The sequence below is a fragment of the Bacillus sp. XF8 genome, from assembly GCF_017498755.1.
Classification (GTDB): Bacteria; Bacillota; Bacilli; order Bacillales; family Bacillaceae_G; genus Bacillus_A; species Bacillus_A bingmayongensis.
Window position 1 is genome coordinate 252,101 of record NZ_JAGDQK010000002.1, and the last position, 24,207, is coordinate 276,307.

At 35.8% G+C, this 24,207-nt stretch carries 26 protein-coding genes and 1 pseudogene; 25 read left to right on the forward strand and 2 right to left on the reverse strand.

Annotation, left to right across the window (positions count from 1 at the left end; genetic code table 11):
• The first annotated feature begins 84 nt into the window (after positions 1-84).
• The 11 genes from J4P91_RS01740 to J4P91_RS01790 all read left to right on the forward strand — a co-directional run bounded on the left by J4P91_RS01740 (position 85) and on the right by J4P91_RS01790 (position 10,173).
• Entirely contained in the window at positions 85-1,146 is a 1,062-nt protein-coding gene (locus J4P91_RS01740) for a YpbB family protein (RefSeq protein ID WP_207992707.1), read from the forward strand.
• On the forward strand, positions 1,136-2,683 hold the full coding sequence (locus J4P91_RS01745; protein ID WP_207992708.1) for a RecQ family ATP-dependent DNA helicase: 1,548 nt from the start codon (positions 1,136-1,138) through the stop codon (positions 2,681-2,683). Before J4P91_RS01740 ends, J4P91_RS01745 begins: the two co-directional genes overlap by 11 nt.
• Complete coding sequence (locus tag J4P91_RS01750; RefSeq protein ID WP_207992929.1) at positions 2,664-3,227, forward strand: CPBP family intramembrane glutamic endopeptidase; 564 nt, start codon at positions 2,664-2,666, stop codon at positions 3,225-3,227. The genes J4P91_RS01745 and J4P91_RS01750 overlap by 20 nt, the downstream gene beginning before the upstream one ends.
• Positions 3,228-3,249: 22 nt before the next feature.
• Positions 3,250-3,744: a LysM peptidoglycan-binding domain-containing protein gene (locus J4P91_RS01755; RefSeq protein ID WP_207992709.1), complete on the forward strand. Its 495-nt coding sequence runs from the start codon at positions 3,250-3,252 to the stop codon at positions 3,742-3,744.
• 139 nt (positions 3,745-3,883) lie between these two features.
• Positions 3,884-4,660 carry a metallophosphoesterase gene (locus tag J4P91_RS01760; protein WP_207992710.1) on the forward strand — a complete coding sequence of 259 codons (777 nt, stop codon included), beginning with the start codon at positions 3,884-3,886 and terminating at the stop codon, positions 4,658-4,660.
• A 29-nt stretch (positions 4,661-4,689) separates the two neighbouring features.
• Positions 4,690-5,589, forward strand: a complete 900-nt coding sequence (locus J4P91_RS01765) for a MerR family transcriptional regulator (RefSeq protein ID WP_207992711.1) — start codon at positions 4,690-4,692, stop codon at positions 5,587-5,589.
• Positions 5,590-5,666: 77 nt separating this feature from the next.
• The gene (locus J4P91_RS01770; RefSeq protein WP_017152537.1) at positions 5,667-6,269 is read left to right on the forward strand and encodes a genetic competence negative regulator; all 603 of its coding nucleotides are present in this window, start codon (positions 5,667-5,669) and stop codon (positions 6,267-6,269) included.
• Between the two features lie 258 nt (positions 6,270-6,527).
• A complete protein-coding gene (gene gudB / locus J4P91_RS01775) occupies positions 6,528-7,811 on the forward strand; it encodes an NAD-specific glutamate dehydrogenase (protein ID WP_017152536.1) in 1,284 nt (427 codons plus the stop codon).
• Positions 7,812-8,232: 421 nt separating this feature from the next.
• Positions 8,233-8,469 carry a DUF3961 domain-containing protein gene (locus J4P91_RS01780; RefSeq protein WP_207992930.1) on the forward strand — a complete coding sequence of 79 codons (237 nt, stop codon included), beginning with the start codon at positions 8,233-8,235 and terminating at the stop codon, positions 8,467-8,469.
• 77 nt (positions 8,470-8,546) lie between these two features.
• Entirely contained in the window at positions 8,547-9,077 is a 531-nt protein-coding gene (locus J4P91_RS01785; protein ID WP_207992712.1) for a peptidoglycan recognition protein family protein, read from the forward strand.
• Between the two features lie 112 nt (positions 9,078-9,189).
• Complete coding sequence (locus J4P91_RS01790; protein ID WP_017152533.1) at positions 9,190-10,173, forward strand: YpdA family putative bacillithiol disulfide reductase; 984 nt, start codon at positions 9,190-9,192, stop codon at positions 10,171-10,173.
• 26 nt (positions 10,174-10,199) lie between these two features.
• On the opposite strand, the gene J4P91_RS01795 is transcribed toward J4P91_RS01790, so the two are convergent.
• Complete coding sequence (locus tag J4P91_RS01795; protein WP_207992713.1) at positions 10,200-11,174, reverse strand: asparaginase; 975 nt, start codon at positions 11,172-11,174, stop codon at positions 10,200-10,202.
• A gap of 210 nt (positions 11,175-11,384) precedes the next feature.
• Here J4P91_RS01795 and J4P91_RS01800 point away from each other — a divergent pair, with 210 nt between their 5' ends.
• From J4P91_RS01800 to fni, 4 genes are all read left to right on the forward strand, one after another.
• Positions 11,385-11,558, forward strand: a complete 174-nt coding sequence (locus J4P91_RS01800) for a DUF5359 family protein (RefSeq protein ID WP_017152531.1) — start codon at positions 11,385-11,387, stop codon at positions 11,556-11,558.
• Between the two features lie 133 nt (positions 11,559-11,691).
• Positions 11,692-12,369, forward strand: a complete 678-nt coding sequence (cmk, locus tag J4P91_RS01805; protein WP_207992714.1) for a (d)CMP kinase — start codon at positions 11,692-11,694, stop codon at positions 12,367-12,369.
• Positions 12,370-12,723: 354 nt separating this feature from the next.
• A complete protein-coding gene (gene rpsA / locus J4P91_RS01810; protein ID WP_017152529.1) occupies positions 12,724-13,872 on the forward strand; it encodes a 30S ribosomal protein S1 in 1,149 nt (382 codons plus the stop codon).
• Positions 13,873-13,884: 12 nt separating this feature from the next.
• Complete coding sequence (gene fni / locus J4P91_RS01815; protein WP_207992715.1) at positions 13,885-14,934, forward strand: type 2 isopentenyl-diphosphate Delta-isomerase; 1,050 nt, start codon at positions 13,885-13,887, stop codon at positions 14,932-14,934.
• A gap of 500 nt (positions 14,935-15,434) precedes the next feature.
• On the opposite strand, the gene J4P91_RS01820 is transcribed toward fni, so the two are convergent.
• On the reverse strand, positions 15,435-15,569 hold the full coding sequence (locus J4P91_RS01820; RefSeq protein ID WP_017152527.1) for a YpzI family protein: 135 nt from the start codon (positions 15,567-15,569) through the stop codon (positions 15,435-15,437).
• A gap of 119 nt (positions 15,570-15,688) precedes the next feature.
• Here J4P91_RS01820 and J4P91_RS01825 point away from each other — a divergent pair.
• The 10 genes and pseudogenes from J4P91_RS01825 to J4P91_RS01870 all read left to right on the forward strand — a co-directional run bounded on the left by J4P91_RS01825 (position 15,689) and on the right by J4P91_RS01870 (position 24,122).
• Positions 15,689-16,299, forward strand: a pseudogene (locus J4P91_RS01825) (YphA family membrane protein).
• Positions 16,292-17,185 (forward strand): YIEGIA family protein, encoded by an 894-nt coding sequence (locus J4P91_RS01830; protein WP_017152526.1) that lies wholly within the window; start codon positions 16,292-16,294, stop codon positions 17,183-17,185. The pseudogene J4P91_RS01825 and the gene J4P91_RS01830 overlap by 8 nt, the downstream one beginning before the upstream one ends.
• A complete protein-coding gene (locus J4P91_RS01835) occupies positions 17,182-17,367 on the forward strand; it encodes a capping complex subunit for YIEGIA (RefSeq protein ID WP_017152525.1) in 186 nt (61 codons plus the stop codon). The genes J4P91_RS01830 and J4P91_RS01835 overlap by 4 nt, the downstream gene beginning before the upstream one ends.
• Before the next feature lie 124 nt (positions 17,368-17,491).
• The gene (der, locus tag J4P91_RS01840) at positions 17,492-18,802 is read left to right on the forward strand and encodes a ribosome biogenesis GTPase Der (RefSeq protein WP_017152524.1); all 1,311 of its coding nucleotides are present in this window, start codon (positions 17,492-17,494) and stop codon (positions 18,800-18,802) included.
• 18 nt (positions 18,803-18,820) lie between these two features.
• Positions 18,821-19,843 carry an NAD(P)H-dependent glycerol-3-phosphate dehydrogenase gene (locus J4P91_RS01845; RefSeq protein WP_207992717.1) on the forward strand — a complete coding sequence of 341 codons (1,023 nt, stop codon included), beginning with the start codon at positions 18,821-18,823 and terminating at the stop codon, positions 19,841-19,843.
• 119 nt (positions 19,844-19,962) lie between these two features.
• Positions 19,963-20,214: a stage VI sporulation protein F gene (locus tag J4P91_RS01850; protein WP_000369751.1), complete on the forward strand. Its 252-nt coding sequence runs from the start codon at positions 19,963-19,965 to the stop codon at positions 20,212-20,214.
• A gap of 483 nt (positions 20,215-20,697) precedes the next feature.
• Complete coding sequence (locus J4P91_RS01855) at positions 20,698-20,901, forward strand: DUF2768 domain-containing protein (RefSeq protein WP_017152522.1); 204 nt, start codon at positions 20,698-20,700, stop codon at positions 20,899-20,901.
• A gap of 109 nt (positions 20,902-21,010) precedes the next feature.
• On the forward strand, positions 21,011-21,721 hold the full coding sequence (locus tag J4P91_RS01860; RefSeq protein ID WP_207992931.1) for a hypothetical protein: 711 nt from the start codon (positions 21,011-21,013) through the stop codon (positions 21,719-21,721).
• Positions 21,722-21,958: 237 nt separating this feature from the next.
• A complete protein-coding gene (gene spoIVA, locus J4P91_RS01865) occupies positions 21,959-23,437 on the forward strand; it encodes a stage IV sporulation protein A (protein WP_017152520.1) in 1,479 nt (492 codons plus the stop codon).
• Positions 23,438-23,849: 412 nt separating this feature from the next.
• Positions 23,850-24,122, forward strand: a complete 273-nt coding sequence (locus J4P91_RS01870) for an HU family DNA-binding protein (protein ID WP_001043860.1) — start codon at positions 23,850-23,852, stop codon at positions 24,120-24,122.
• Positions 24,123-24,207: the final 85 nt, after the last annotated feature.

A 24,207-nucleotide genomic window follows, 5' to 3' on the forward strand; every position in this document is an offset into this window, starting at 1 on the left:
TTTCACAAGATTTTCAAAATGCCTAAATGCTGTACAGTTTGATACAATAGAAAATATAAATGTAATTGAAAGGTGGAAGCAGTGATGCAGTTACAATATACTTTACTATATTGTATAAAACAATTAAATGGTGAACGAACTGTTTCTTCCATTTATCACCTTTTAAAAGGGAAACGTTCTTCACAAACATTACAAGACGGAAATATATTTCACATTTCTTTTCTATTTGGAATATACAAATCATTACAACGTTCTGATTATGATCAGGAAATTGAATGTGTATTACATAAAGAATGGATTCAGAGTGTGCATGAAAATACGTACATTTTAACTGATACTGGAATGGAACAACTGGAAACTTGGAAAAAAACACGTTCTTTTCCGCAGTATTTACACGGTTTGCACTATGGTGATCTTGGTGAAATCTTTTGGAAACGACTTTCATTAATTATTCAAACTGTGTCAAATTTACAACAGCAAAATGCCAAGTTTCTTCCAATTCAACAAGATACAGAGGTAATGATGTGGGTTAAGCAGTTTCTCATCGGGATACCGTATGCAAGAAGTGAACTTGCGAAAAGTTTATGGAAAGAGATGCATATGCTGCTACAAGATACTTTGCCGATTGAAGCAACAATTTTTACATATCGGCTAACTGGGTATAAACGGATTGGATATACATTAAAGCAACTTGCAGAAATTACAAACCAAGATGTATTTCGCGTATATCTTTTATTTTGGGGTACTATTCATTTCTTTATTCAATCTGTTCGGGATAATAAAAACGACTTTCCATTATTAACAAAGATTATTTCTTATCCGAATGAAAGATCAGATTTGTTTAGTGTATCAACACAGAAAACATATCAACTTTGGAGGCAAGGGCGTTCTTTAGATGAAATTGCAACAATTAGAAATTTAAAGGTTGCAACAATAGAAGATCATTTTGTTGAAATTGCATTACGAGAAAGAGATTTTTCTATTGAAATGTTTATGGAAAAAAATAAAATCAAGCATGTGCAGCACGTTATTGAAACATTAGAAACACGTAAGTTACGCGTGTTAAAGCAAGCGGTAGGGGAAGCGGTTTCTTATTTTGAAATTCGTCTTGTGTTAGCACAGATGGGGGTTGTAAATGAGGCTTGAGGATTATTTGTATAAGTGGTTTAGTTATACCGAATTTCGTCAAGGGCAGAAAGAGGTTATTGCAGATTTATTACAAGGAAAAGATGTTGTAGCAATGCTTCCAACTGGAAGAGGAAAATCAATGTGTTATCAGCTTCCAGGCCTTATGCAAGATGGAACAGTACTAATTGTTTCTCCATTACTATCCTTAATGGAAGATCAGGTAGCACAGCTCAAATATGTAGTGAAGGACCGTGTGATCGCGTTTAATAGTTTTCGTACATTGATTGAAAAAAAGAAAGCGATAAAAAGATTATCTTCTTATAAATTTGTTTTTGTCTCGCCTGAAATGTTGCGATCTGAAGTAATAGTAAGAGAACTAAAAAAGATTCATATTTCGCTATTTGTTGTCGATGAAGCACATTGTATTTCGCAATGGGGCTACGATTTTCGAACGGACTATAAAAAATTAGATCAAGTTATAGCGGCTATTGGGCACCCTCCTGTATTGGCATTAACAGCTACTGCAACAAAAGAAGTATTACGAGATATTATAAACAGTTTAAAACTTACAAATGTAGCCGAGCATTTGTATTCGATTGACCGCCCGAATATTGCAATGGAGGTACAATTTGTCCAAACGATAGAAGAAAAAAAGGAAGCACTTCTCACGCATGTTACTTATTTACAAGGGCCAGGAATCATTTATTGTTCTAGCAGAGCTTGGACGGAGCGCTTGACAGAATATTTAAGGAGTAAAGGTATAGTAGGTGTTGCATTTTATCATGGTGGAATGGAACATGAAGAGCGGATGCTAATTCAGCAGCAATTTATGAATGATCAACTGCAGCTTGTTATATGTACAAGCGCATTTGGTATGGGTGTAAACAAGCCGAATACAAGGTATATTATTCATTTTCATTATCCAGCAAATATTGCTTCTTATTTACAAGAGATTGGTAGGGCTGGGAGGGATGGAGAGGAAAGCATTGCAATTCTACTTTGTAGTCCTTTGGATCATGATCTACCAGTTTCTATCATTGAGGATGAGTTACCAAATAAACAACAAATTCAATTTTTATTTTCTTTACTACAAGAAAAGATGTTTCAAACGAAAGTATTGCCAATAGAAGATGTGGAAGAAATTTGTTATAATGCTGCAAGGTTTAGTGAGCAACATTGGCGTTTTATACGTTATCATTTAGAAAAGATGAAAATCATACAACAGAAGAAGCTCATTATGGAATCCTTGTCAGATGAGACAATGGAAAGATTAATGTTAGAAGTAGATAGGCGTCTTCGGAATAAATATAGTCAATTAGAAAATATGAAATCGTGGCTACAGTATAAAGGGTGTAGGCGGGAACAGATGCTACATCATTTTGGATATAAGAAGGAAGCCCGGATAAAAAACTGCTGTGATTACTGTGGTATTTCAAAAGAAGATTACAAAAAAAGACGAGCAAGACAATCAAATTTCGACTATAATTGGGAAGCGGAGCTACAATTGCTCTTTGGTATGGGAGAACGGAGGAATGATGAGCATTCAAAGGCGTAGTATTGAAGACATAGGTCCGAAAGAAATACGGCTTAATCTCTATATAACACAATTAATAATTATTGGTGTTGGTTGCGTGTTAGCCTATATATTATTTCCAAATAGGAATGAATTTTATGATTTGTGGAAATGGGAGCCCATTTCCATTCTTGTAATAGGCAGCGTGGTTGCGGGCAGTGTTATTTTATTTGATTATATTGCAATGCAAGTGTTGCCAGAATGGTGGTTTGATGATGGTGGAATTAATGATCGAATGTTCCGAGGAATTTCTGTAATACAATTATTAGTTATTACGTTTGTTATTGGATTTGCTGAAGAGTTTTTATTTCGAGGTGTATTACAGACGCATTTTGGACTTGTAATTGCAAGCCTTATTTTTGCTGTTCTGCATATTCGATATGTGAGGAAGCCATTTCTATTTTGCTTTGTATGTATGATTAGTTTTCTGTTTGGATATGTATTTCAATGGACAGGAAATTTGTTTATAACAATATTTGCACACTTTCTTGTTGATTTTATAATGGGACTTCAATTAAGAAAATAAGTGGAAGGTGGTGGTGAACAGCATGAGAAAACAAATTCCCGATTTTGAAGAAGAGCTGGAAGAAGAGTTGGAAGAAGAGCAAACAGAAGAAGGTTTACCGCCGCGAAGTGAGATTCATAGAAATAATGAGAAGAAAAAATCTAAATTTAAGATTAATCACTTTTTCGTTCGGGTTTTAACATTTTTATTTATTTTGTTACCGCTTAGTATTTTATGGTATACGGATAAGTATATCGAAGTAAAAAGTGCAAACAAGGATGATGTCTCTGGAAAAAATGCGTTTGAAGTGATTTTTTTCGATTCAAATAAACATGGTGAAGGAGAAAAGAAACAGTCAGAGAAATTTGAAACACACATTGTAAAAGAGGGAGAGACATTCGAAAGTATTGGAAAACAGTATTTTCCGAATGAAGATGGGGCTACAATTATAAAAAACTATAACAATTTACAAGATGGTCAGTTAGAGGTAGGAAAAGAATTGAAAATTCCTGTTAAAGAAAAAGTGGAGAAGGAATAGCAGCAGTAAAATGATTATTGTATGAGTGAATTGAAAAAGGTGAATGAAGCCTTTAATATCAGATAAGGTTTTATTTACCTTTATGACAATATAGTTTGATGGGATTATATTTTGTTGAGAGGGAAGTTGAGAAAAGTATATGTTATGGATTGGATTAGGTGGCACATTCATATGTATTGGCTTCATTTGTCTTTTTATGATGTATAAAGAAGCATTGCGTAATACATTGTTAGAGCATACTTTATCATTTGTAAATTTCCCGGAAAGCTTTGGAAAAGTCAGGATATTTTTCATTTCAGATATTCATAGGAGAGTTATTTCACCTTCTTTAATTGAAAATGTAAAAGGAAATGCTGATTTTGTTATTATTGGTGGTGATTTAGCTGAGAAAGGTGTATCGTTATCACAAATTGCTGCTAATGTTCAAACATTAAGTGAAATTGGTCCTATATATTTTGTATGGGGAAATAACGATTATGAAATTGACTATCATGAATTAGATGCGTTGTTACTAGAACATGGTGTGAAAATTTTAGATAATACACGAGTGCTGTTTGAATCAGAGTGTGGCGACAAGCTTTGCTTATTAGGGGTGGATGATGTTGGATTAGAACGAGATCGTTTAGACTTGGCGCTGGCAGATTGTCAAGAAGATGGTTTTCGTATTCTTATTAGCCACAATCCTGCTATTGTAAACAAAATGTCTGGACAAGAACAAATTTCCCTCGTATTAAGTGGGCATACTCATGGAGGGCAAATTCGTTTATTTCATTCTAAACGTTATTTAAAAGGTGGCGTATATGAGTATCCCAATACAACTTTACTTGTGAGTAACGGGTATGGAACTACATTTATACCGTTACGTTTTCGAGCTCCAGCTCAAACGCACTTAATTACGTTGCAAGGAAAAAATTAAGAGATATTCGGTTTAAAGGTGGGGAAAATATGCCAACTTTAAAAGGAAAATATAATATAAAAGCAGTTTCGAATATGCTTGGAATTCAGCCAAGTACACTGCGGGCTTGGGAGAGACGATATCATATTATTGCTCCAAAGCGCAATGATGCTGGGTATCGCCTATATACAGAAGAGCATGTTAGAATCTTAAAATGGTTAATGAATAAAGTAAATGAAGGGTTTACAATTGGTCAAGCAGTTCAGTTATTAGAGAGCAATCGATTGCAAAATCACAATTCAGCTGAGATGACGTACAGTAAAGAAGTATTTTTAGTGGACGATATCCTTCGTTATTTGTTAAAATTTGATGAAATACATGCCCGTGAATTATTAAACGAGGCATTTGTTATTTATACAATGGAAAAAGTAATCACTCATATATTTGTCCTGATTGTTGATAAATTAGAAACTATGCGGAGAAATGATGAGATAACAGCTGTACAAGAGCGGTATGTAGAGTCGTTTTTATGCTCACGCATTGGAATGATTTATCATAATACGCATACTAATTTTATTTTGCCAAAAGCTTTGGCTATATGTGTACCAGGAGAATTGAGTGCATTACATCTTTTTGTTTTTACGATATATTTACGTTTGAAAGGCTATCAAGCAACGTATTTGGGGACAGGCCTAGAGGAAGATGAAATTCATATAGCCATCAAGCGATTTGCACCTAAATATGTGTTTATATCATGTTCAAAAGAGCGATATTTGAAAGACGCGCTGAATTTGATTAAGCAGTTGCAAAGTCACAATCCAAAGATCCGCACTGGACTTGTTGGGTTTGCAAGCCAGTTTGTTTCAGATGATGACAAGGTTGAACTTCAAAATATATTCATTGGCGATACAAAAAAAGAATGGGATGAATGGTTAAAAGTTTCGGAATAGTTGTTCGAAAAGAACCATCTATTTTCTATTTCATATAATAAAAATTAGATACAACGGTTACGTAGGGAGGTTACAAGATGAGGTTGGAACGTTTGAATTATAATAAAATTAAAATTTTCCTAACGTTTGACGATTTATCTGAGCGAGGATTGACGAAGGAGGATTTATGGAAAAATGCTCCGAAAGTGCAACAGTTATTTCGCGATATGATGCAAGAAGCAAATAAGGAACTTGGATTTGAAGCAGATGGTCCAATTGCAGTTGAAGTTTTTTCTTTACAGGCACAAGGAATGGTTGTGATTGTTACAAAAGAAAATCATGAAACGGATACAGAAGATGAGTTTCGTGATGAGTTTATTGAAATGCAAGTAACTCTAGATGAGAGTGAACATATATTGTATGAATTTGCAACGTTTGAAGATGTGATTACTTTGGCAAATCGTTTGTATAATCTCGGTGTAACCGGAGGGAAACTTTATACATGGGATGGACGTTTTTATCTTTGGATGGAAGAAGAAACAGCATTATTAAAGGCAGATATTATTGCGATTTTAGCGGAATACGGTAATTCTTCTACAGTGACAATTTATCGTATTATGGAATATGGAAAAGAATTAATGGATTCTCAAGCAATTCAGCAAATATACAAGTATTTTATCTTAAAACAAAACCTCAGCTAATATAAATAGCTGAGGTTTTGTTGGTGTTTTGCGATATTAAAGAGATTAAAATACATTGTAGTATAAAAAACATTTAAATATTTAAGTATTTTACTTTTCTAAAAGTGATAAAAGGACTATAATGATAGTGAAAACGCTTGCAATAAAAAATCGTTTGTATATATTTGTTAGCGTTTTCTATTGCATTCCAAATTTAACGGTGTATACTAGGCAATGAAGGTTTACTAAACAAGTGAAATTACAGGGGGTTTACTTACTATGGTAGCCGAAAAGGGAGCTCAAACACAAACACAACAAAGGGAACAACACTTTGAATTGTTAAATTCAACACAAATTGTTATTAGTGAAGCACTAGAAAAATTGGGTTATCCAAACGAGGTATATGAATTACTTAAAGAACCAATTCGTATGATGACAGTGAAAATTCCAGTTCGTATGGATGACGGGACTGTTAAAATATTTACAGGGTATCGCGCACAGCACAATGATGCTGTTGGTCCAACGAAAGGTGGAATTCGCTTCCATCCAAACGTAACAGAAAACGAAGTGAAAGCACTTTCTATTTGGATGAGTTTAAAATGTGGTATTGTTGATTTACCATATGGTGGAGGTAAAGGTGGGATCATTTGTGATCCACGAGAAATGTCTTTCCGTGAATTAGAAAGATTAAGCCGTGGATATGTACGAGCAATTAGCCAGATTGTTGGTCCAACAAAAGATATTCCTGCTCCAGATGTATTTACAAACTCACAAATTATGGCATGGATGATGGATGAATATAGCCGCATCGATGAATTCAATTCACCTGGATTTATTACAGGAAAACCGCTTGTATTAGGTGGATCTCATGGTCGTGAAACAGCGACTGCAAAAGGTGTAACAATCTGTATTCGAGAAGCTGCGAAAAAACGCGGTATCGACATTAAAGGTGCTCGCGTTGTTGTCCAAGGGTTTGGGAACGCTGGTAGCTTCTTAGCTAAATTTATGCATGATGCTGGTGCAAAAGTAATTGCGATTTCTGATGCTTACGGTGCACTACATGATCCAAATGGATTGGATATCGACTACTTACTTGATCGTCGTGACAGCTTCGGAACAGTAACGAAATTGTTTAACAATACAATTTCAAACAAAGAGCTATTAGAACTTGATTGTGATATTTTAGTTCCAGCTGCAATCGAGAACCAAATTACAGAAGAGAATGCTGCGGATATTAAAGCGAAAATTGTTGTAGAAGCAGCAAACGGTCCAACTACATTAGAAGCAACTAGAATTTTAACAGAACGCGGTATTTTACTTGTTCCTGACGTATTAGCAAGTGCTGGTGGTGTTACTGTATCTTACTTCGAATGGGTACAAAATAATCAAGGTTACTACTGGTCAGAAGAAGAAGTAGAACAACGCTTAGAAAAAGTAATGGTAAGATCATTCGATTCCATTTATGAAACATCACAAGTTCGTAAAGTGAACATGCGTTTAGCAGCTTATATGGTTGGTGTACGTAAAATGGCAGAAGCTAGCCGCTTTAGAGGTTGGGTATAATAGAACAAAAAGTTTAGAGAGAACGTGGTTTCCTTCAGGGAAACCACGTTTTTTATTGAAATAGATAATAAGGATTATAAAAAAGGTAAGTGAACTGAAAATATTTGGAGTATGTATTGTTGGGGCATCGATAGCTATTGCATGGAGAATTATAATGTTATTTTTAAAATGGATTGGATAAAGTTTCCCAATCGGGTTTTTACAGGCAGTTAATCCATCACCTAACTTCTTTGTTTTCGCTGGATTTTGAGATGAGGTCTTTCTTACTGTCCGCAAATAGCGGGATAAATAGTTACTGTTAATGGGATGGAATATGTTGAAAATGGATGTTCGATTATAAAAAAGAACGCTTGTTCTGTACGAACGTTTGTGCTATACTTTCCTTAGATAAACAAAACGGAAACAAAATAAGGAGAGATTAATAATGAAAATGACAGCAGACCAAAGATTTATGATGCCAACAGATGTTATGGAACGGGTAGAAGTTTTACGGAAAAAACATGTGAAACGTTCATCTTTGTTACAATCCGTGAATAAATTTTTCGGTTTAGATACAAAAGAAGACTGTGTTTGGTTTTATGGGTTTTATGGAACGGCTGTAAGTATTTTATTATTTATGGTCTTTACTTCAAATATTTTTGATTTTCTCTTTGCGTAAGAAATGTGCTATATAGATATCGAGATTGAATACATATATAAGGAAGAAGGTAATTTTCTAGAGCGGAGTTGATAAACATGGTGATGTTCCCTATAGAGCGAAATTATATTGGATACGGAAGCTCACGACCAGGAATCCGTCTTTCAAAGGTGAGATTTATTGTAAGTCATGATACGGGGAATCCTGGTAGCAATGCGATAGGAAATCGTGATTACTTTAACGAAGTGCAACCAAAAGCATCGGCGCATACTTTTGTAGATGATACAACCATTTTAGAAATTATCCCAATTGATGAGGTAGCATATCACGTAAGATATAGTGTACCATCAGATAACGATTTGTTTGGTTATGATGCAAATAAAGCAGCAATTGGTGTTGAAATGTGTTATGGAGGAACTGTTAATTTTTGGGATTCTTACACGCGGTTTACATGGTACCATGCTTATTTATGTCATACATTCAATTTAAATCCTAAAACGGATATTGTATCTCATAAAAAACTTGATCCTACGAGAAAGATTGATCCAGAAAATGTATTTGGACAACAAGGAATAAGATTTAGACAGTTTTTAGCGGACGTCTATCGAATGTACGTATCGTTTAGATGACAAATATATGAAAAATGAATACAATAAAGATAGGTGCCTACTGCTGAAAGTAGGTTTTTTCTTGTTTTGTAATAAATAGAGAGTGAAGCAGAAGACTAGGAGTGAACCGAGTATGCAAAAAGAAACAGTTATTATAATCGGGGGCGGACCATGTGGATTAGCAGCAGCGATTTCACTACAGCAAGAGGGAATCGATCCACTAGTAATTGAAAAAGGGAATATTGTGAATGCGATTTATCATTATCCAACTCATCAAACGTTTTTTTCATCTAGTGAAAAACTAGAGATTGGTGATGTTGCTTTTATTACAGAAAATCGTAAGCCGGTTCGTAATCAAGCGCTTGCGTATTATCGTGAAGTGGTAAAGCGTAAAGGAGTGCGTGTAAATGCATTTGAACGCGTAGAACAAGTGCAAAAAGACGGGAACTTCTTTAGAGTAAATACAACGAAGCGTGATGGTAATAAGGAGACATATACTGCGAAATATATTGTAGTGGCAACGGGATATTATGATAATCCAAACTATATGAACGTTCCTGGAGAAAATTTAGAAAAAGTATCCCATTACTTTAAAGAGGCACATCCATATTTTGACCGTGATGTAGTTGTAATAGGAGGAAAAAATTCAAGTGTAGATGCAGCGCTAGAACTTGTAAAAGCTGGAGCACGTGTAACGGTGTTGTATCGCGGGGAAGCATATTCACAGAGTATTAAGCCGTGGATTTTACCTGAATTTGAAGCATTAGTGCGTAATGGTACAATTCAAATGCGGTTCCATGCTCACGTGAAAGAAATTACCGAACATACACTGACGTATACAAGTAACGGAGAATCATTTACGATTCAAAATGATTTTGTGTTTGCAATGACGGGATATCATCCAGATCATGGCTTCTTAACAAAAATGGGAGTAGAAATTGATAAAGAAACAGGGCGTCCGGTGTATACAGAAGAAACAATGGAAACGAATGTTGAGAATATCTTTATTGCGGGTGTTATTGCAGCTGGAAATAATGCGAATGAAATTTTTATTGAGAATGGAAGATTTCATGGCGGAGCAATTACACAAACAGTTGTATCAAGAGAACAAAAATAAGCTGTCGAATTTCGACAGCTTATTTTTTAATCGTGCATAAACATTTGTTGAATTTTTTCTTGAGATTGAGCACATTCTAAAGCCACAAGTAGTTTAATACGAGCTTTTTGGGCATTTAAACCGTAGGTGAAGACAATCCCAATATCTTTTAATTGTTTTCCTCCACCCTCATAGGAATATACGTCTTGGACAATTCCGTTAAAGCAGCGGGAAACAAGAACAATTGGAAGTCCTTTATTTATTAAGCGCTGTAAACTAGGGAGCGTTCGTGGTGGTAAATTACCTTGACCGAGTGCTTCGATTACAATCCCATCTACCGGTAGGGTTTCAATTGCTGCTAATAATGTATCATCCATACCGGCGTATGCTTTTAACACGACCACATTTTTAGAAATTTGTCCGACCATATATGTTTCGTGATGTACGAGAGCGTGATGGAAGACAACGCCACGTTTTGTCACCATACCGATTGGTCCGTATTGAGGACTTTGAAATGTTGCAACATTACTTGTATGTGTTTTTGTTACATTTGTTGCACAGTGAATTTCGTCGTTTAATACGACAAGAACACCTTTTCCAAGTGCTTCGTTGCTACTTGCAACCTTTACAGCAGATAAAAAGTTATATAAACCGTCAGCGCCTAATTCGTTGCTAGAGCGCATTGCCCCTGTTACAACGATTGGAATGTTCGCTTGTACAGTTAAATCTAAAAAATAGGCAGTCTCTTCTAATGTATCTGTACCATGGGTAATGACAACACCATGGATGTCTTCATGTTTAACTCTTTCGTCAATGATGACTTGTAATTGTAACATCTCACTAGGAGTCATATGAGGAGATGGAAGATGAAAGACATCTTCAACAATTAAATTAATATCATCCTCTAAATCAGGAATGAATTTTAAAAGAGGATTTTGTTCCCCTGGTTGTACAACCCCAGTTTCTTTATCTTCCTCCATTGAGATTGTTCCACCTGTGTGTAAAACTAGGATTTTTTTCAATGCTTATACCCCTTTCCAATCAAAAAATACATTTAGAACATACCATGTTTTTGCTAGATTCGACAATGGAAATGTATAAAAGTTTGTACCAGAAATGAAAATAAAGTTAGCTACTGTATATTGGAAATAATTAAAGTAAGCGGATTTTTAAATTTTTTCAATCGTAAATTGTTGGAATGAGTGAGAAAAAATGAAAAGAGGATATTTTTTTTGAAAAAAATTGAGGGAGTTTTAATTCGTATATTATTGATTCAATTTATTTGTCTGTGCATTATTCAATTACTCTTTATGCAAGAATCCACAGTAAAATATTTATCAAAAATCGTTTATTATGAAGGAGTTACAAGTAAAAATACAACGGATATTTTACAAGTGAATAAGTAGTTTTCATTTTCTTATAGTAAGGATTGTGCTACAATAATTGAGGATTTAATCGACATGAAACAAACACGGAGAAGCAGGGAATTTGTACCTGCTTTTCATTTTGTTATATAAGTGAAAAAAATGAGGTGTTACAATGGAAAAACGAATTTCAATTGCGATAGATGGTCCAGCAGCTGCTGGAAAAAGCACGGTCGCAAAGATTGTTGCGAAAGAACTTTCTTATGTATATATTGACACAGGTGCAATGTATCGTACGCTTACATATGCTGCTCTTAAGCAAAATGTGGATATTGAAAATGAAGAAAGTCTAATGGAAGTTTTAAAAAATGTAAATATTGAGTTTCAGCAAGGTGAAAATACACAACTAGTTTTCTTAAATGGCGAGGATGTATCTGAAGCGATTCGTACACCGAATGTAACAAATCGCGTATCAATTGTTGCCAAGCATCGTCTTGTTCGGGAAGAGATGGTACGTCGCCAACAAGCTCTAGCAGAACAGGGCGGAGTAGTAATGGACGGTCGTGATATTGGTACGCATGTGTTACCTAATGCGGAAGTGAAAATTTTTATGCTTGCTTCTGTTCAAGAGAGAGCGGAGCGTAGACATCTTGAAAACACGAAGAAAGGTTTTGCTTCTAGTTTAGAGCAATTGAAAAAAGAGATTGCTGAGCGTGATAAGCTAGATTCAGAGCGCGAAGTTTCTCCGCTAAAAAAAGCGGATGATGCATTGGAATTAGATACAACTTCTTTATCAATTGAAGAGGTTGTCAAAAAAATTATGGATATTGTTTCTGGAGCATTTGCAAAATAAAGAAAGGGGGAAGCCCCTTTCTTTTTTATTTTAAAAAATATTAGCATAGTGGAGAATGGTGAGACGCTTTCCTTGACAAATAAGTCAATTTGTAAGAAGTTAGTAAAAGAAGAGAAACTGTCAGAATATATTCGCTATTATATTTTAAAACATACTTTATTCAAGGAGATTTTGCTGTATACTATTTATATAGGTTTCTATATCTTCTATGAAGTGTATGGCAAAAAGTAGGTTGCTGTATGTATTGAAAGTGAGTATATGCTAAAAATTTCTTATAACATGCAAATGAAAGCATTTGTTTTCATTTCGTATATACATAAAAAAGCTTTGTCAATTCTGTAGGGAGGTATTTCCATGGTAGAGAAAATGAATGAAGAAGTTGTGGATTCAAAAGCATTACAAGTGGGTGACGTTGTTACAGGTTCTGTAACGAAAGTTGAAGAAAAACAAGTTCTTGTAAATGTTGGATACAAAACAGATGGCGTTATTCCGATTAGTGAATTAGCTAACGTTCATATTGAAAAAGCGAGCGATGTTGTAGAATTAGACCAAACTCTTGAATTAAAAGTTATTAAATTAGAAGATGATGATCTTGTATTATCGAAACGTGCTGTTGATGCAGAAAAAGCATGGGTAGAGCTGCAAGGAAAATTCACTTCAGGTGAAGTGTTTGATGTTACTGTAAAAGATATTGTCAATGGTGGTTTAGTTGTGGATCTTGGTGTCCGCGGATTTATTCCAGCTTCACTTGTAGAAATGCACTATGTAGAAGATTTTACTGATTATAAAGGAAAAACATTAGCGGTGAAAATCGTTGAATTAGATCGTGAAAAGAATCGTGTTATTCTTTCACATAAAGCAGTTGTAGAACAAGAATTAGAATCGAAGAAAAAAGAAGCGATCTCTTCTTTAAAAGAAGGAGATGTTGTGGAAGGTACAGTTCAACGATTAACTGACTTCGGTGCTTTTGTGAATGTTGGTGGCGTAGATGGTTTAGTACACATTTCACAAATTTCTCATGATCGCGTTGAACAGCCTTCTGATGTGTTAACACAAGGACAAAGTGTTAAAGTCAAAGTGTTATCAGTTGATGCAGATACGCAGCGCATTTCTTTATCGATTAAAGCCGCTCAGCCAGGACCTTGGGAAAATGTTGCTGCTGAAGTTAAAGCGGGTGATGTTCGAGAAGGTATAGTAAAGCGTATTGTTACATTCGGTGCTTTCGTTGAAATTTTACCAGGCGTAGAAGGACTTGTGCACGTATCACAAATTGCAAATCGCCACGTGAAAAATCCAAATGAAGTATTAGAAATGGGACAAGAAGTGAAAGTGAAAGTACTTGAGGTACATGCAGCAGAAAAACGCATTTCTTTAAGTATAAAAGAAGCTGTTGAAGAAAATAATGAAACAGAAGATTACAGCCAATATGAGCCAACTTCTGAATCTGCAACTTTCCAATTTAGTGATATTATTGGTGAACAACTGAAAAAATTAAAGAAATAAAGAGGGGTACAAGTGGTAAGGGCAAAACGAAAATTAGAACATATTGAATACGCTCTTTCCACCGGACAGTCTCGTATACATGGCTTTCATGACATTGCTTTTGTCCATCAAAGCTTGCCAAATTCATGTTATGAAAGTATTACATTTGAAACGGAAATCGGCGAACTTTCATTAAGTTCGCCGATTTTTATCAATGCGATGACTGGTGGTGGTGGAGATCACACATTACATATTAATGAACAGCTAGCGCATGTGGCCAAGCATCATAATCTTGCGATGGCTGTCGGTTCTCAAATGGCTGCGTTAAAAGATGAAAGAGAAGCATCCTCTTATCGAATTGTTCGAAAGGTAAACCCAAATGGCATCATTTTTGCAAATTTAGGTAGTGAAGCGAGTGTTGAACAAGCAAAGCGAGCGGTTGATATGGTTGAAGCAAATGCTTTGCAAATTCATTTGAATGTCATTCAAGAACTAACGATGCCAGAAGGGGATCGGGATTTTACAGGCGTATTAGAGCGGATTGAGCAAATTGTTATAAGTTCGCAGGTTCCGGTTATAGTGAAAGAAGTAGGGTTTGGTATGAGTAAAGAAGCAGTACAGCAACTAGCTAATGTTGGCGTTACAGCTGTAGATATTGGTGGTTATGGTGGCACAAACTTTGCTGCAGTTGAAAATGAACGAAGGCAGCGAATGCTTTCTTATTTTAACGATTGGGGCATTCAGACGGCAGCCTCTATAATAGAAGCATCCTCAATAAATAAAAACCTCTCTCTTATTGCATCTGGTGGCATACAAACAGCGCTTGATGTAGCAAAAGCGATCGCACTTGGTGCACGGGCAACGGCTTTTGCTGGCTATTTTTTACGTATATTAATGAATGACGGTGTAGACAAATTAATCGAAGAAATAGAACTTTTACATACGGACTTACAATTTATTATGACGGCTCTTGGAGCGAGCACACTTTCTGAGCTTCAGCGAGTGCCGCTTATTGTAAAAGGTGATACGTATCATTGGTTGTCGCAGCGAGGGATTGATACGAAGAATTACAGTATGAGATAGGATTAATAGGAGATGAAAAAATCAACCATTCGGTTGGTTTTTTCTTTTGTGTATATGCAAGATATAATATGTAGTTCATTGGTACAGGTGGAGATTTTATTTTGACTTGTTTGGAAAAAATGTAAAGATCATATACTTTTGTTACAGGAAAAAGCCTTTTAATTGACGCTTACCAAAGTGATAGGATTTATAATGCAGAAACGAAAAAACTGTATTTTGAATAGATGTTTGTTATTGTGAACTACTTACCACCTATGCTAGCGCTTAGAGGTGGGAGTTTTTTTACCTAAAGTTAGTTAAAATCATGCAGTTTAGCGAAAATGCACTACATCTAAAAATTAAATGAAAAGTTTTTTGAGTTTAAGTGATAAAAAGATGGTTTCGGTGCTGTACCGAAACCATCTTTTTTTGTGTCCATCAGGAGCTAAATTGAATTTAATGTCATGCTAAATTTTAGGTCTTGTCTTTTGAATCTTTGCAAAGTAGTGACGTTTTTAAGTTTAATGCTGATTTTGTTGACGAGCTTGCTCTGGTGTATCCAGACTAGTTGCACCAGGATATTGCAATGATTGATCACGATCCGATTCAACGCGGCGTGATTGTTTTAATTTCTTTTCTTGACGGTCTTTTCCCATCGTTATCTACACCCCCTCAATAGAAAGTGTTGCTGTTATAAGAAAAAACTATGCAAAAAGAAGAAAAGGATTAGTTTTCATAAAAAGTTCCCATAATGGAAATGATAGGAGGGGAAAATATGGATGGAAGTTATTTTTATTTTTTAGCGTGGATGGGCTGGATTGTTACAACATTTTTTTTGAAAAAAGATGAAGTTCGCTGGAAAATTAGTGCGGTTATACTAATATTTATTATTTGTTCACAAATAACCGTATCCATTGCTTCTTTCATTGTATCAATAAATGCACTTATACTCGGCAGTATTTCATTTTTTGGGATTGCTCTATATTCTATATGGAAAAAAATGTACGCCTTATTGTCAGCGCTTATTATTGCTATGCTATATACAAGCTTTCATTTATTAGAGGTGTATGATCCGATTTGGATTATTATTGATCGAACCTTTATGTTAAGTGGTGCTCTTGTATACGCGTCAATTTTATTACATCGAGATCGTTTATTACGTCTATGTTCTTTATATGCCGGAGCGCTACAAGGAGAAATATTGGTAACGTTTATTTTTCGCAGGCTGCATTTTCCATATGAAATTGGTAGTTTGACATTTTTTGATATCATTGCTGTTTCTACACTACTTGTTATGATGATGTCTTACATCGTAAAAGTATCGGCGTATAGAGGACAATTTAGAAAAAAACATGTAAAAGAAAGGCAAGGATAATACATGACTGAATATACACCAGCCATTTTATGTGGCGTCATTGCTGGAACAGTAACGCGAATTTTGATGCTTCGCACAGATACGAGGCAGTATCCGACACGTTTACATGGAAAAATCATTCACATTGCTATGGGATTAATCGCAGCAGCTTTAGGAGCAATTGCTATTCCGTCTATTTTGAAGAAGGATTTTTCAGCAATTACTTTCTTGACGTTGGCTGCGTCTCAATTCCGAGATGTGCGAAATATGGAAAGAAATACACTGCAGCAATTAGATGGGTATGAACTTGTACCACGTGGAAACACATATATTGAGGGGATAGCTCTTGTGTTTGAAAGTCGCAACTATTTAGCGATGCTAACAGCATTTGTGACAACATTTATATATATAGGCTTTCATTCGTGGATTGCTGGTGTAGTTGCTGGTATATCGGGATTCGTTATTTCAAGAATATTGATGTCTGGTAAAAGGTTACGTGATCTTGTAGACATTGAGCATGCTCCTCTCCGGTTTGAAGGAGCAGGACTATATATTGATAATATTTATATTATGAATATTGGATTGCCAGCAAGGCAAGAAGAAATTATGAAGTATGGAATGGGTTTTATTTTAAAGCCTAAGTCTATTGACGCAAGGGTAACGATTTCTAATCTTGGACAACGACAAGCAATTTTGCATGATGTTTCAGTTGCATTAGGCATATTTAGAGATTCTGGAACCCCGGCGTTAGTCCCATTAGCTAAGCGTGATTTGGAAGATGGAAGAGTAGGAGTATTTGTACTCCCGCAAGATCAAGATGTAAAAAAAGCGATTGCGGTAATAGGAAATGTACCAACATTAGAAAGTGCGGTTCATATGTCATCAGAGGCCCCAAAAGGAAGGGGAGATCTGCGATGATATTAGAAAGCTATATTCTTGCTGTAATTACAACGACGCCAGAAAAGTTTGCTGGGGGAGCACCTTTATTTATTTGTGGCTCAAAAGAAGAAATGGAATTTGTAGCAAATAATTTAGAAGCGATTTTAGACGGTATTGCTCATCGTTTGCAAGAGAATGTATATATTATTGTGAAACATTAGTAACATATGATATAATATGAGATGTTTTGATATGATGAGAAATATTCTGGAATGCAAATCCCTTCTTGCACAAAGAAGGGTTTTTTACATAATAAACAGAAGCAAGTTGAAAGGATGAAAGTATATGCCGAAACCAGTAGTGGCAATAGTAGGACGCCCGAACGTAGGGAAATCTACTATTTTCAATAGAATTGTTGGAGAGAGAGTTTCAATTGTAGAAGATATCCCAGGTGTAACACGAGATCGTATTTATAGTGCGGGAGAATGGTTAAATCACGAATTTAACATTATTGATACAGGTGGAATTGATATTGGAGACGAGCCATTTTTGACACAAATTCGTCAACAAGCAGAAGTAGCGATTGATGAAGCTGATGTTATCATTTTTATGACGAATGGTCGTGACGGTGTAACTGCAGCAGACGAAGAAGTTGCAAAAATTTTATATCGTTCTAAAAAGCCAGTTGTACTTGCTGTAAATAAAGTTGATAATCCAGAGATGCGTAATGAAATTTATGATTTTTATGCATTAGGATTTGGAGAGCCATTCCCAATTTCAGGCACACATGGTTTGGGATTAGGGGACTTGCTTGATGAAGCTGCGAAGCATTTTCCAAAGATTGAAGAAGAAGCATACGATGACGAAACGATCCGTTTCTCATTAATTGGACGTCCGAACGTAGGGAAATCTTCACTAGTAAATGCATTGCTTGGTCAAGAACGTGTAATCGTAAGTAACGTAGCAGGAACAACACGTGATGCTGTCGATACACCATATAGTAAAGATGGTCAAGATTACGTTATCATTGATACAGCAGGAATGCGTAAAAAAGGGAAAGTATACGAGAGTACCGAAAAGTATAGTGTACTACGTGCACTGAGAGCGATTGAACGTTCTGACGTTGTCTTAGTTGTATTAGATGGTGAAGAAGGAATTATTGAACAAGATAAGAAAATTGCTGGTTACGCACATGACTCAGGGCGAGCAGTAATTATTGTTGTGAACAAATGGGATGCAGTAAAAAAAGACGAAAAGACAATGAAAGCATTTGAAGAAAATATTCGTGCTCACTTCCAGTTCTTAGATTATGCGCCAATTGTATTCTTATCTGCGAAAACAAAAAAACGTACACAGACATTATTACCGGTTATTAATGAAGTGAATGAAAGTCATAGCATTCGCGTACAAACGAATGTATTAAATGATGTAATTATGGATGCGGTGGCAATGAATCCAACGCCAACACATAATGGTAGTCGTCTGAAAATTTTCTATGCGACACAAGTTGCGGTGAAACCACCGACATTTGTTGTCTTTGTAAATGATCCAGAATTAATGCACTTTTCATATGAGCGCTTCTTAAAGAATCGTTTACGTGAGTCATTTGGCTTCGTAGGAACGCCAATTCGAATTATTTCTAGAGCAAGAGACTAATGGAGAGGATGTGATTTTATGAAAAAAATCACAGTAGTAGGAGCAGGTAGCTGGGGAACAGCGTTAGCGATGGTATTAGCTGACAATGGTCATGATGTACGCATTTGGGGAAATCGTCCGGAGCTCATGGATGAAATCAATATGAAACATGAGAATAGTCGATACCTTCCAGGGATTACATTGCCAAGCACAATCGTAGCCTACTCTTCTTTAGAAGAAGCATTAGTAGATGTAGATACAGTACTCTTGGTCGTGCCGACGAAAGCGTATCGAGAAGTATTGCGAAATATGAAAGATATAGTTTCACAGCCGATTACTTGGATTCATGCAAGTAAAGGAATTGAACCGGGTACTTCAAAACGTATTTCGGAAATGATTGAAGAAGAAATTCCAGCACATCTTATTCGGGATGTTATTGTCTTATCAGGACCGAGCCATGCGGAAGAGGTAGGGCTTCGTCAAGCTACAACTGTCACTGCCGCTGCAAAGCGAATGGAAGCGGCTGAAGAAGTGCAAGATTTGTTTATGAACAGTTATTTCCGAGTATATACGAATCCCGATATCGTCGGGGTAGAGCTTGGCGGGGCATTAAAAAATATTATTGCGCTAGCCGCTGGAATCACAGATGGGCTTGGATTAGGAGATAATGCTAAGGCCGCTTTAATGACGCGAGGGTTAACAGAAATTGCTCGTCTAGGAAGAAAGATGGGCGGTAATCCGCTAACGTTTGCTGGTTTAACAGGAATGGGTGACTTGATTGTAACTTGTACAAGCGTTCATAGCCGAAATTGGCGTGCTGGAAATATGCTTGGAAAAGGACATTCTTTAGAAGAAGTACTAGACAGTATGGGAATGGTCGTTGAAGGTGTAAGAACAACAAAGGCTGCTTACGAATTAGCAGAGAAAATGGAAGTTGAAATGCCGATTACGGCAGCTTTATATGATGTACTATTCAATGGGAATAATGTGAAAGATGCAGTAGGGTCATTGATGGGTCGTGTTCGTAAACATGAAGTTGAAGCGATACCTGATTTATTATAAGTAAAAGCTGTATGCGTGCAACAAAAAGCACGTATACAGCTTTTTGTTTTTCTAGGTCTTTTCACCATTTATTTCTTTTTGCATACGATGGAGTGTAACTTGAAGAGAGGGTGAAGGAAATGGATAATAACATTTTCAATAATATTGAGAAAGAAGCGAAAGTAAATAAAGACGATATTTTTAAATTAGCGTCATCTGTACAAAATGCAAATTTACGGGATGAGAAAGTACTACGTCAATTAATCCATCAGGTCGCAGTAATGGCAGGGCGAGAGGTACCAAAAGAGCAAGAAGATCAAATTGTAAAAGCGATTATTAATAATAATATGCCAACTGATTTTAGCTCGTTAAGTAAAATGTTTAAAAAATAAAGTATGAGAAACAATGGATTCGAGGATTGCATACGATAGCTATGAAAAATGGAAATGGAGCTGTTTGTGGGCATATTTGGTCAACCGAAGCGAAGATGATACATTCGCTTCGGTTTTATTTTTGTCTCAAAGTTTAGCAGAAAGTAAAGGAGTGAGGGGAACGGGGATTTTCATCAATTAAAGCTTATTTTTGTTGATTTTATTTATATATAAATCCATTTTGTATTTTCAACATATAAGTTGCTGCTACGAAGACACTCATATACTCTCGTTGTTTTCACTCGGTATGGGGCAGGTAGAGGGTCTGACCGCTTCTATGCACGGCCGGATGCTCTCTCCTGCCTAAAAAGGTTTTATATCGTATTTTCAATTTGTGTGTATATAGAAGAGTGGTTTTATAATAAAATAGTGGATTCTATTTATTTAAAATTTTTAATTTGTTAAAATAGTATAAAAACAATTTAATGATTAAGGGGTGTGTATATGTCTGAAGGGCTTATAAAAATGTGGTTTTCTTTAGGGGCTATGGGGTTTATGTTTATTGCCGTGGTGTTTATTTTATTAAGTAGACATAAAATGAAGAATAAAATTTTGAAAGGGATTACAGCGATAGTTGCTTATACACTTATGGTTGTATCTGGGATTGTTATTTTCCTTGTAGTGTTTAGTGGACCGGTTGAACAATAAGAACGAATAACCACCACTCTTTGTTTTCAAGTAGATTGTGAGGAGGTAGGTGGAGATGTGTAAACAAGCTTTAATGGATGTGAGTGAGAAAATAAAGGATGGATTGTCTGTGAAAAAAAACTATGTTATTTTAATATTTTGTTGTATAAGCCTTTTATCAGGATGTATGTATCCTAGAGAAAATATGAAACAAAATGCTGTCCCTTATGAAGATCAGTTACAAGCTGTTCAAAAGGCAGTCAATACATATAAGGAACAAAATAGTGGTTTATTACCAATTAAAACGCGTGACCTGAATACACCGATTTATCAAAAATACCCCATTGATTTTCAAAAAATTGCACCACGTTATATACAAGAAGCACCTGGAAATGCGTATGAAAGTGGTGGTGTGTATCAATACGTATTAGTAGATGTAGAAACAAATCCAACGGTAAAGTTACTCGATGTCAGAATGGCGGAACAAATACGAGATGTCAAGCTGAAATTGCAAATGTATCGCGATGACCATCAATATCCTCCTTTTAAAAAGGTTATTGCAGATGGTGTTTATGAGCTGGATTTCAAAAAAATGGGATATAAAGATGTACCTCAAGTGACAAGTCCATATTCCGGAAAAGGGTTACCGCTTGTAATCGATGAAAAAGGAGAGATTTTTGTTGATTATCGAATGGATTTATATGAAATATTACAAAAAAATGGAGAAAAATTGAAAGAGGGAGAAGATATTCGGAATATGCTTTTAAAAGATACACCATTTGTGCCCGCATACTCTTTACCGTATACAGTAAGAAACGGAGAACCAATTTTTTTTAAATGATAAGTCATGAACCTTTCTTTTAGCGAATAAGTTCTAGAAGAAAGGTTTTTTCATGTAATACAACTTATGATGAACACAAAAAGTTCTTTTTAAATAGTCATATGAATTTAGGACAAAATCATATGATATATTGTCCGCACTTCTAGAATATTTTATATGATAGAAAACATCAATGAAGGTTATTGTATGTGAATACAAACTTGTATTATTCCCAAAAATTTTGAGGGAGGGAATCACTTGGAAAAGGTCGATATTTTTAAAGATATTGCTGAGCGCACAGGCGGTGATATTTATTTAGGGGTTGTAGGAGCTGTTCGAACAGGAAAATCAACATTTATTAAAAAATTTATGGAGCTTGTTGTTATTCCGAACATCGAAAATGATTCAGATCGTCAGAGAGCACAAGATGAATTACCTCAAAGTGCCGCTGGACGTACGATTATGACGACAGAACCGAAATTTGTTCCAAACCAAGCGGTTTCCATCCATGTTGATGACGGTCTTGAAGTAAATATTCGATTAGTAGATTGTGTAGGTTATACGGTTCCTGGAGCGAAAGGGTATGAAGATGAGAATGGCCCACGCATGATTAATACACCTTGGTATGAAGAGCCTATCCCGTTTCATGAGGCTGCTGAAATTGGAACGCGTAAAGTAATTCAAGAACATTCTACTATTGGGGTTGTCATTACAACTGATGGAACGATTGGAGAAATTCCAAGACGGGATTATATAGAAGCTGAAGAACGTGTTATCAATGAGTTAAAAGAAGTAGGTAAACCATTTATCATGATTATTAATACTGTACAGCCGTATCATCCAGATACAGAACAGTTACGTCAAAGTTTATCAGAAGAGCATGATATTCCTGTATTAGCAATGAGTGTGGAGAGTTTAAGAGAAACAGATGTTTACAATGTACTTCGCGAAGCTTTATTTGAATTCCCTGTTTTGGAAGTGAATGTGAATCTACCAAGCTGGGTCATGGTGTTAAATGAAGGACATTGGTTACGTCAAAGTTATCAAGAAGCTGTTCAAGAGACGGTTAAAGATATAAAACGGCTTCGTGATGTAGATCGCGTTGTTTGGCAGTTTAGTCAATATGAGTTTATTGATCGGGCGAGTTTAGCTGGGATTGATATGGGGCAAGGGGTTGCGGAGATTGACTTATATGCACCAGATGAGTTGTACGATCAAATATTAAAAGAAGTTGTAGGTGTAGAAATTAGAGGGAAAGATCATTTGTTAAAGTTGATGCTTGATTTTTCTCATGCAAAAACGGAATATGATCAAGTTTCAGATGCTTTAAGAATGGTTAAACAAACAGGGTATGGTGTGGCTGCACCTGCCTTAGCTGATATGAGTCTAGATGAGCCAGAAATTATTCGCCATGGATCGCGATTTGGTGTGAAATTAAAGGCCGTTGCACCGTCTATTCATATGATTAAAGTCGATGTTGAGTCTACATTTGAGCCGATTATTGGTACTGAAAAACAAAGTGAAGAGCTTGTCCGTTATTTAATGCAAGATTTTGAGGATGATCCGCTTTCTATATGGAATTCTGATATCTTTGGACGCTCGCTTAGTTCAATTGTTCGAGAAGGGATTCAAGCGAAATTGTCTTTAATGCCTGAAAATGCACGTTATAAATTAAAAGAAACGCTCGAAAGAATTATTAATGAAGGATCTGGCGGATTAATTGCCATTATTTTATAAGCAAAAGCTCCCTGCTTGAAGGGGGCTTTTGCTTTTTTATCCAGCTATTCGCGAGGAGTAAGACTCCTACCGCAAGATTTAAAGAAAAGCGAGGAGGATAGGTGGAGAGATAAATGTCCGTAAACGTCCGGTTCGTGATGGAAGTTTCGCTTTATAGGGGCGCAGGTAGCAAATAAACAGACATTATCTAACACTTTGTAGCATATTGTCAAGTTTCATCGTTTTTTCACATTTTCGCAGTAACAATTTCTTTAAAAATATTGAATTATACAGGAGAATCGTATAATATAGGCGTTGATAATGATTTATCTACATCTTTGTAGTATAGAATTTGTAAAAATTGCCTACAAATGAAAGTAAGACTCATTTTATGATCATTATACAGTCTTATCTTTGGGAGGAGGTGAATGGCATGAACAAGACAGATTTAATCAATGCTGTTGCAGAAGCAAGTTCCCTTTCTAAAAAGGACGCAACAAAAGCAGTTGACGCTGTTTTTGATTCTATCTTAGAAGCTTTAAAACAAGGTGATAAAGTACAATTGATCGGATTCGGTAACTTCGAAGTTCGTGAGCGTGCGGCTCGTAAAGGACGTAACCCACAAACTGGTGAGGAAATTGAAATCGCTGCAAGTAAAGTACCTGCATTCAAACCTGGTAAAGCGTTAAAAGATGCGGTTAAATAATCTTTACATATTAACAGGGAAGAAGAGTTTCCTTTTTGGGAGCTCTTCTTTTTGCTTTTAAAATCATAAATATGCTAGAATGTGT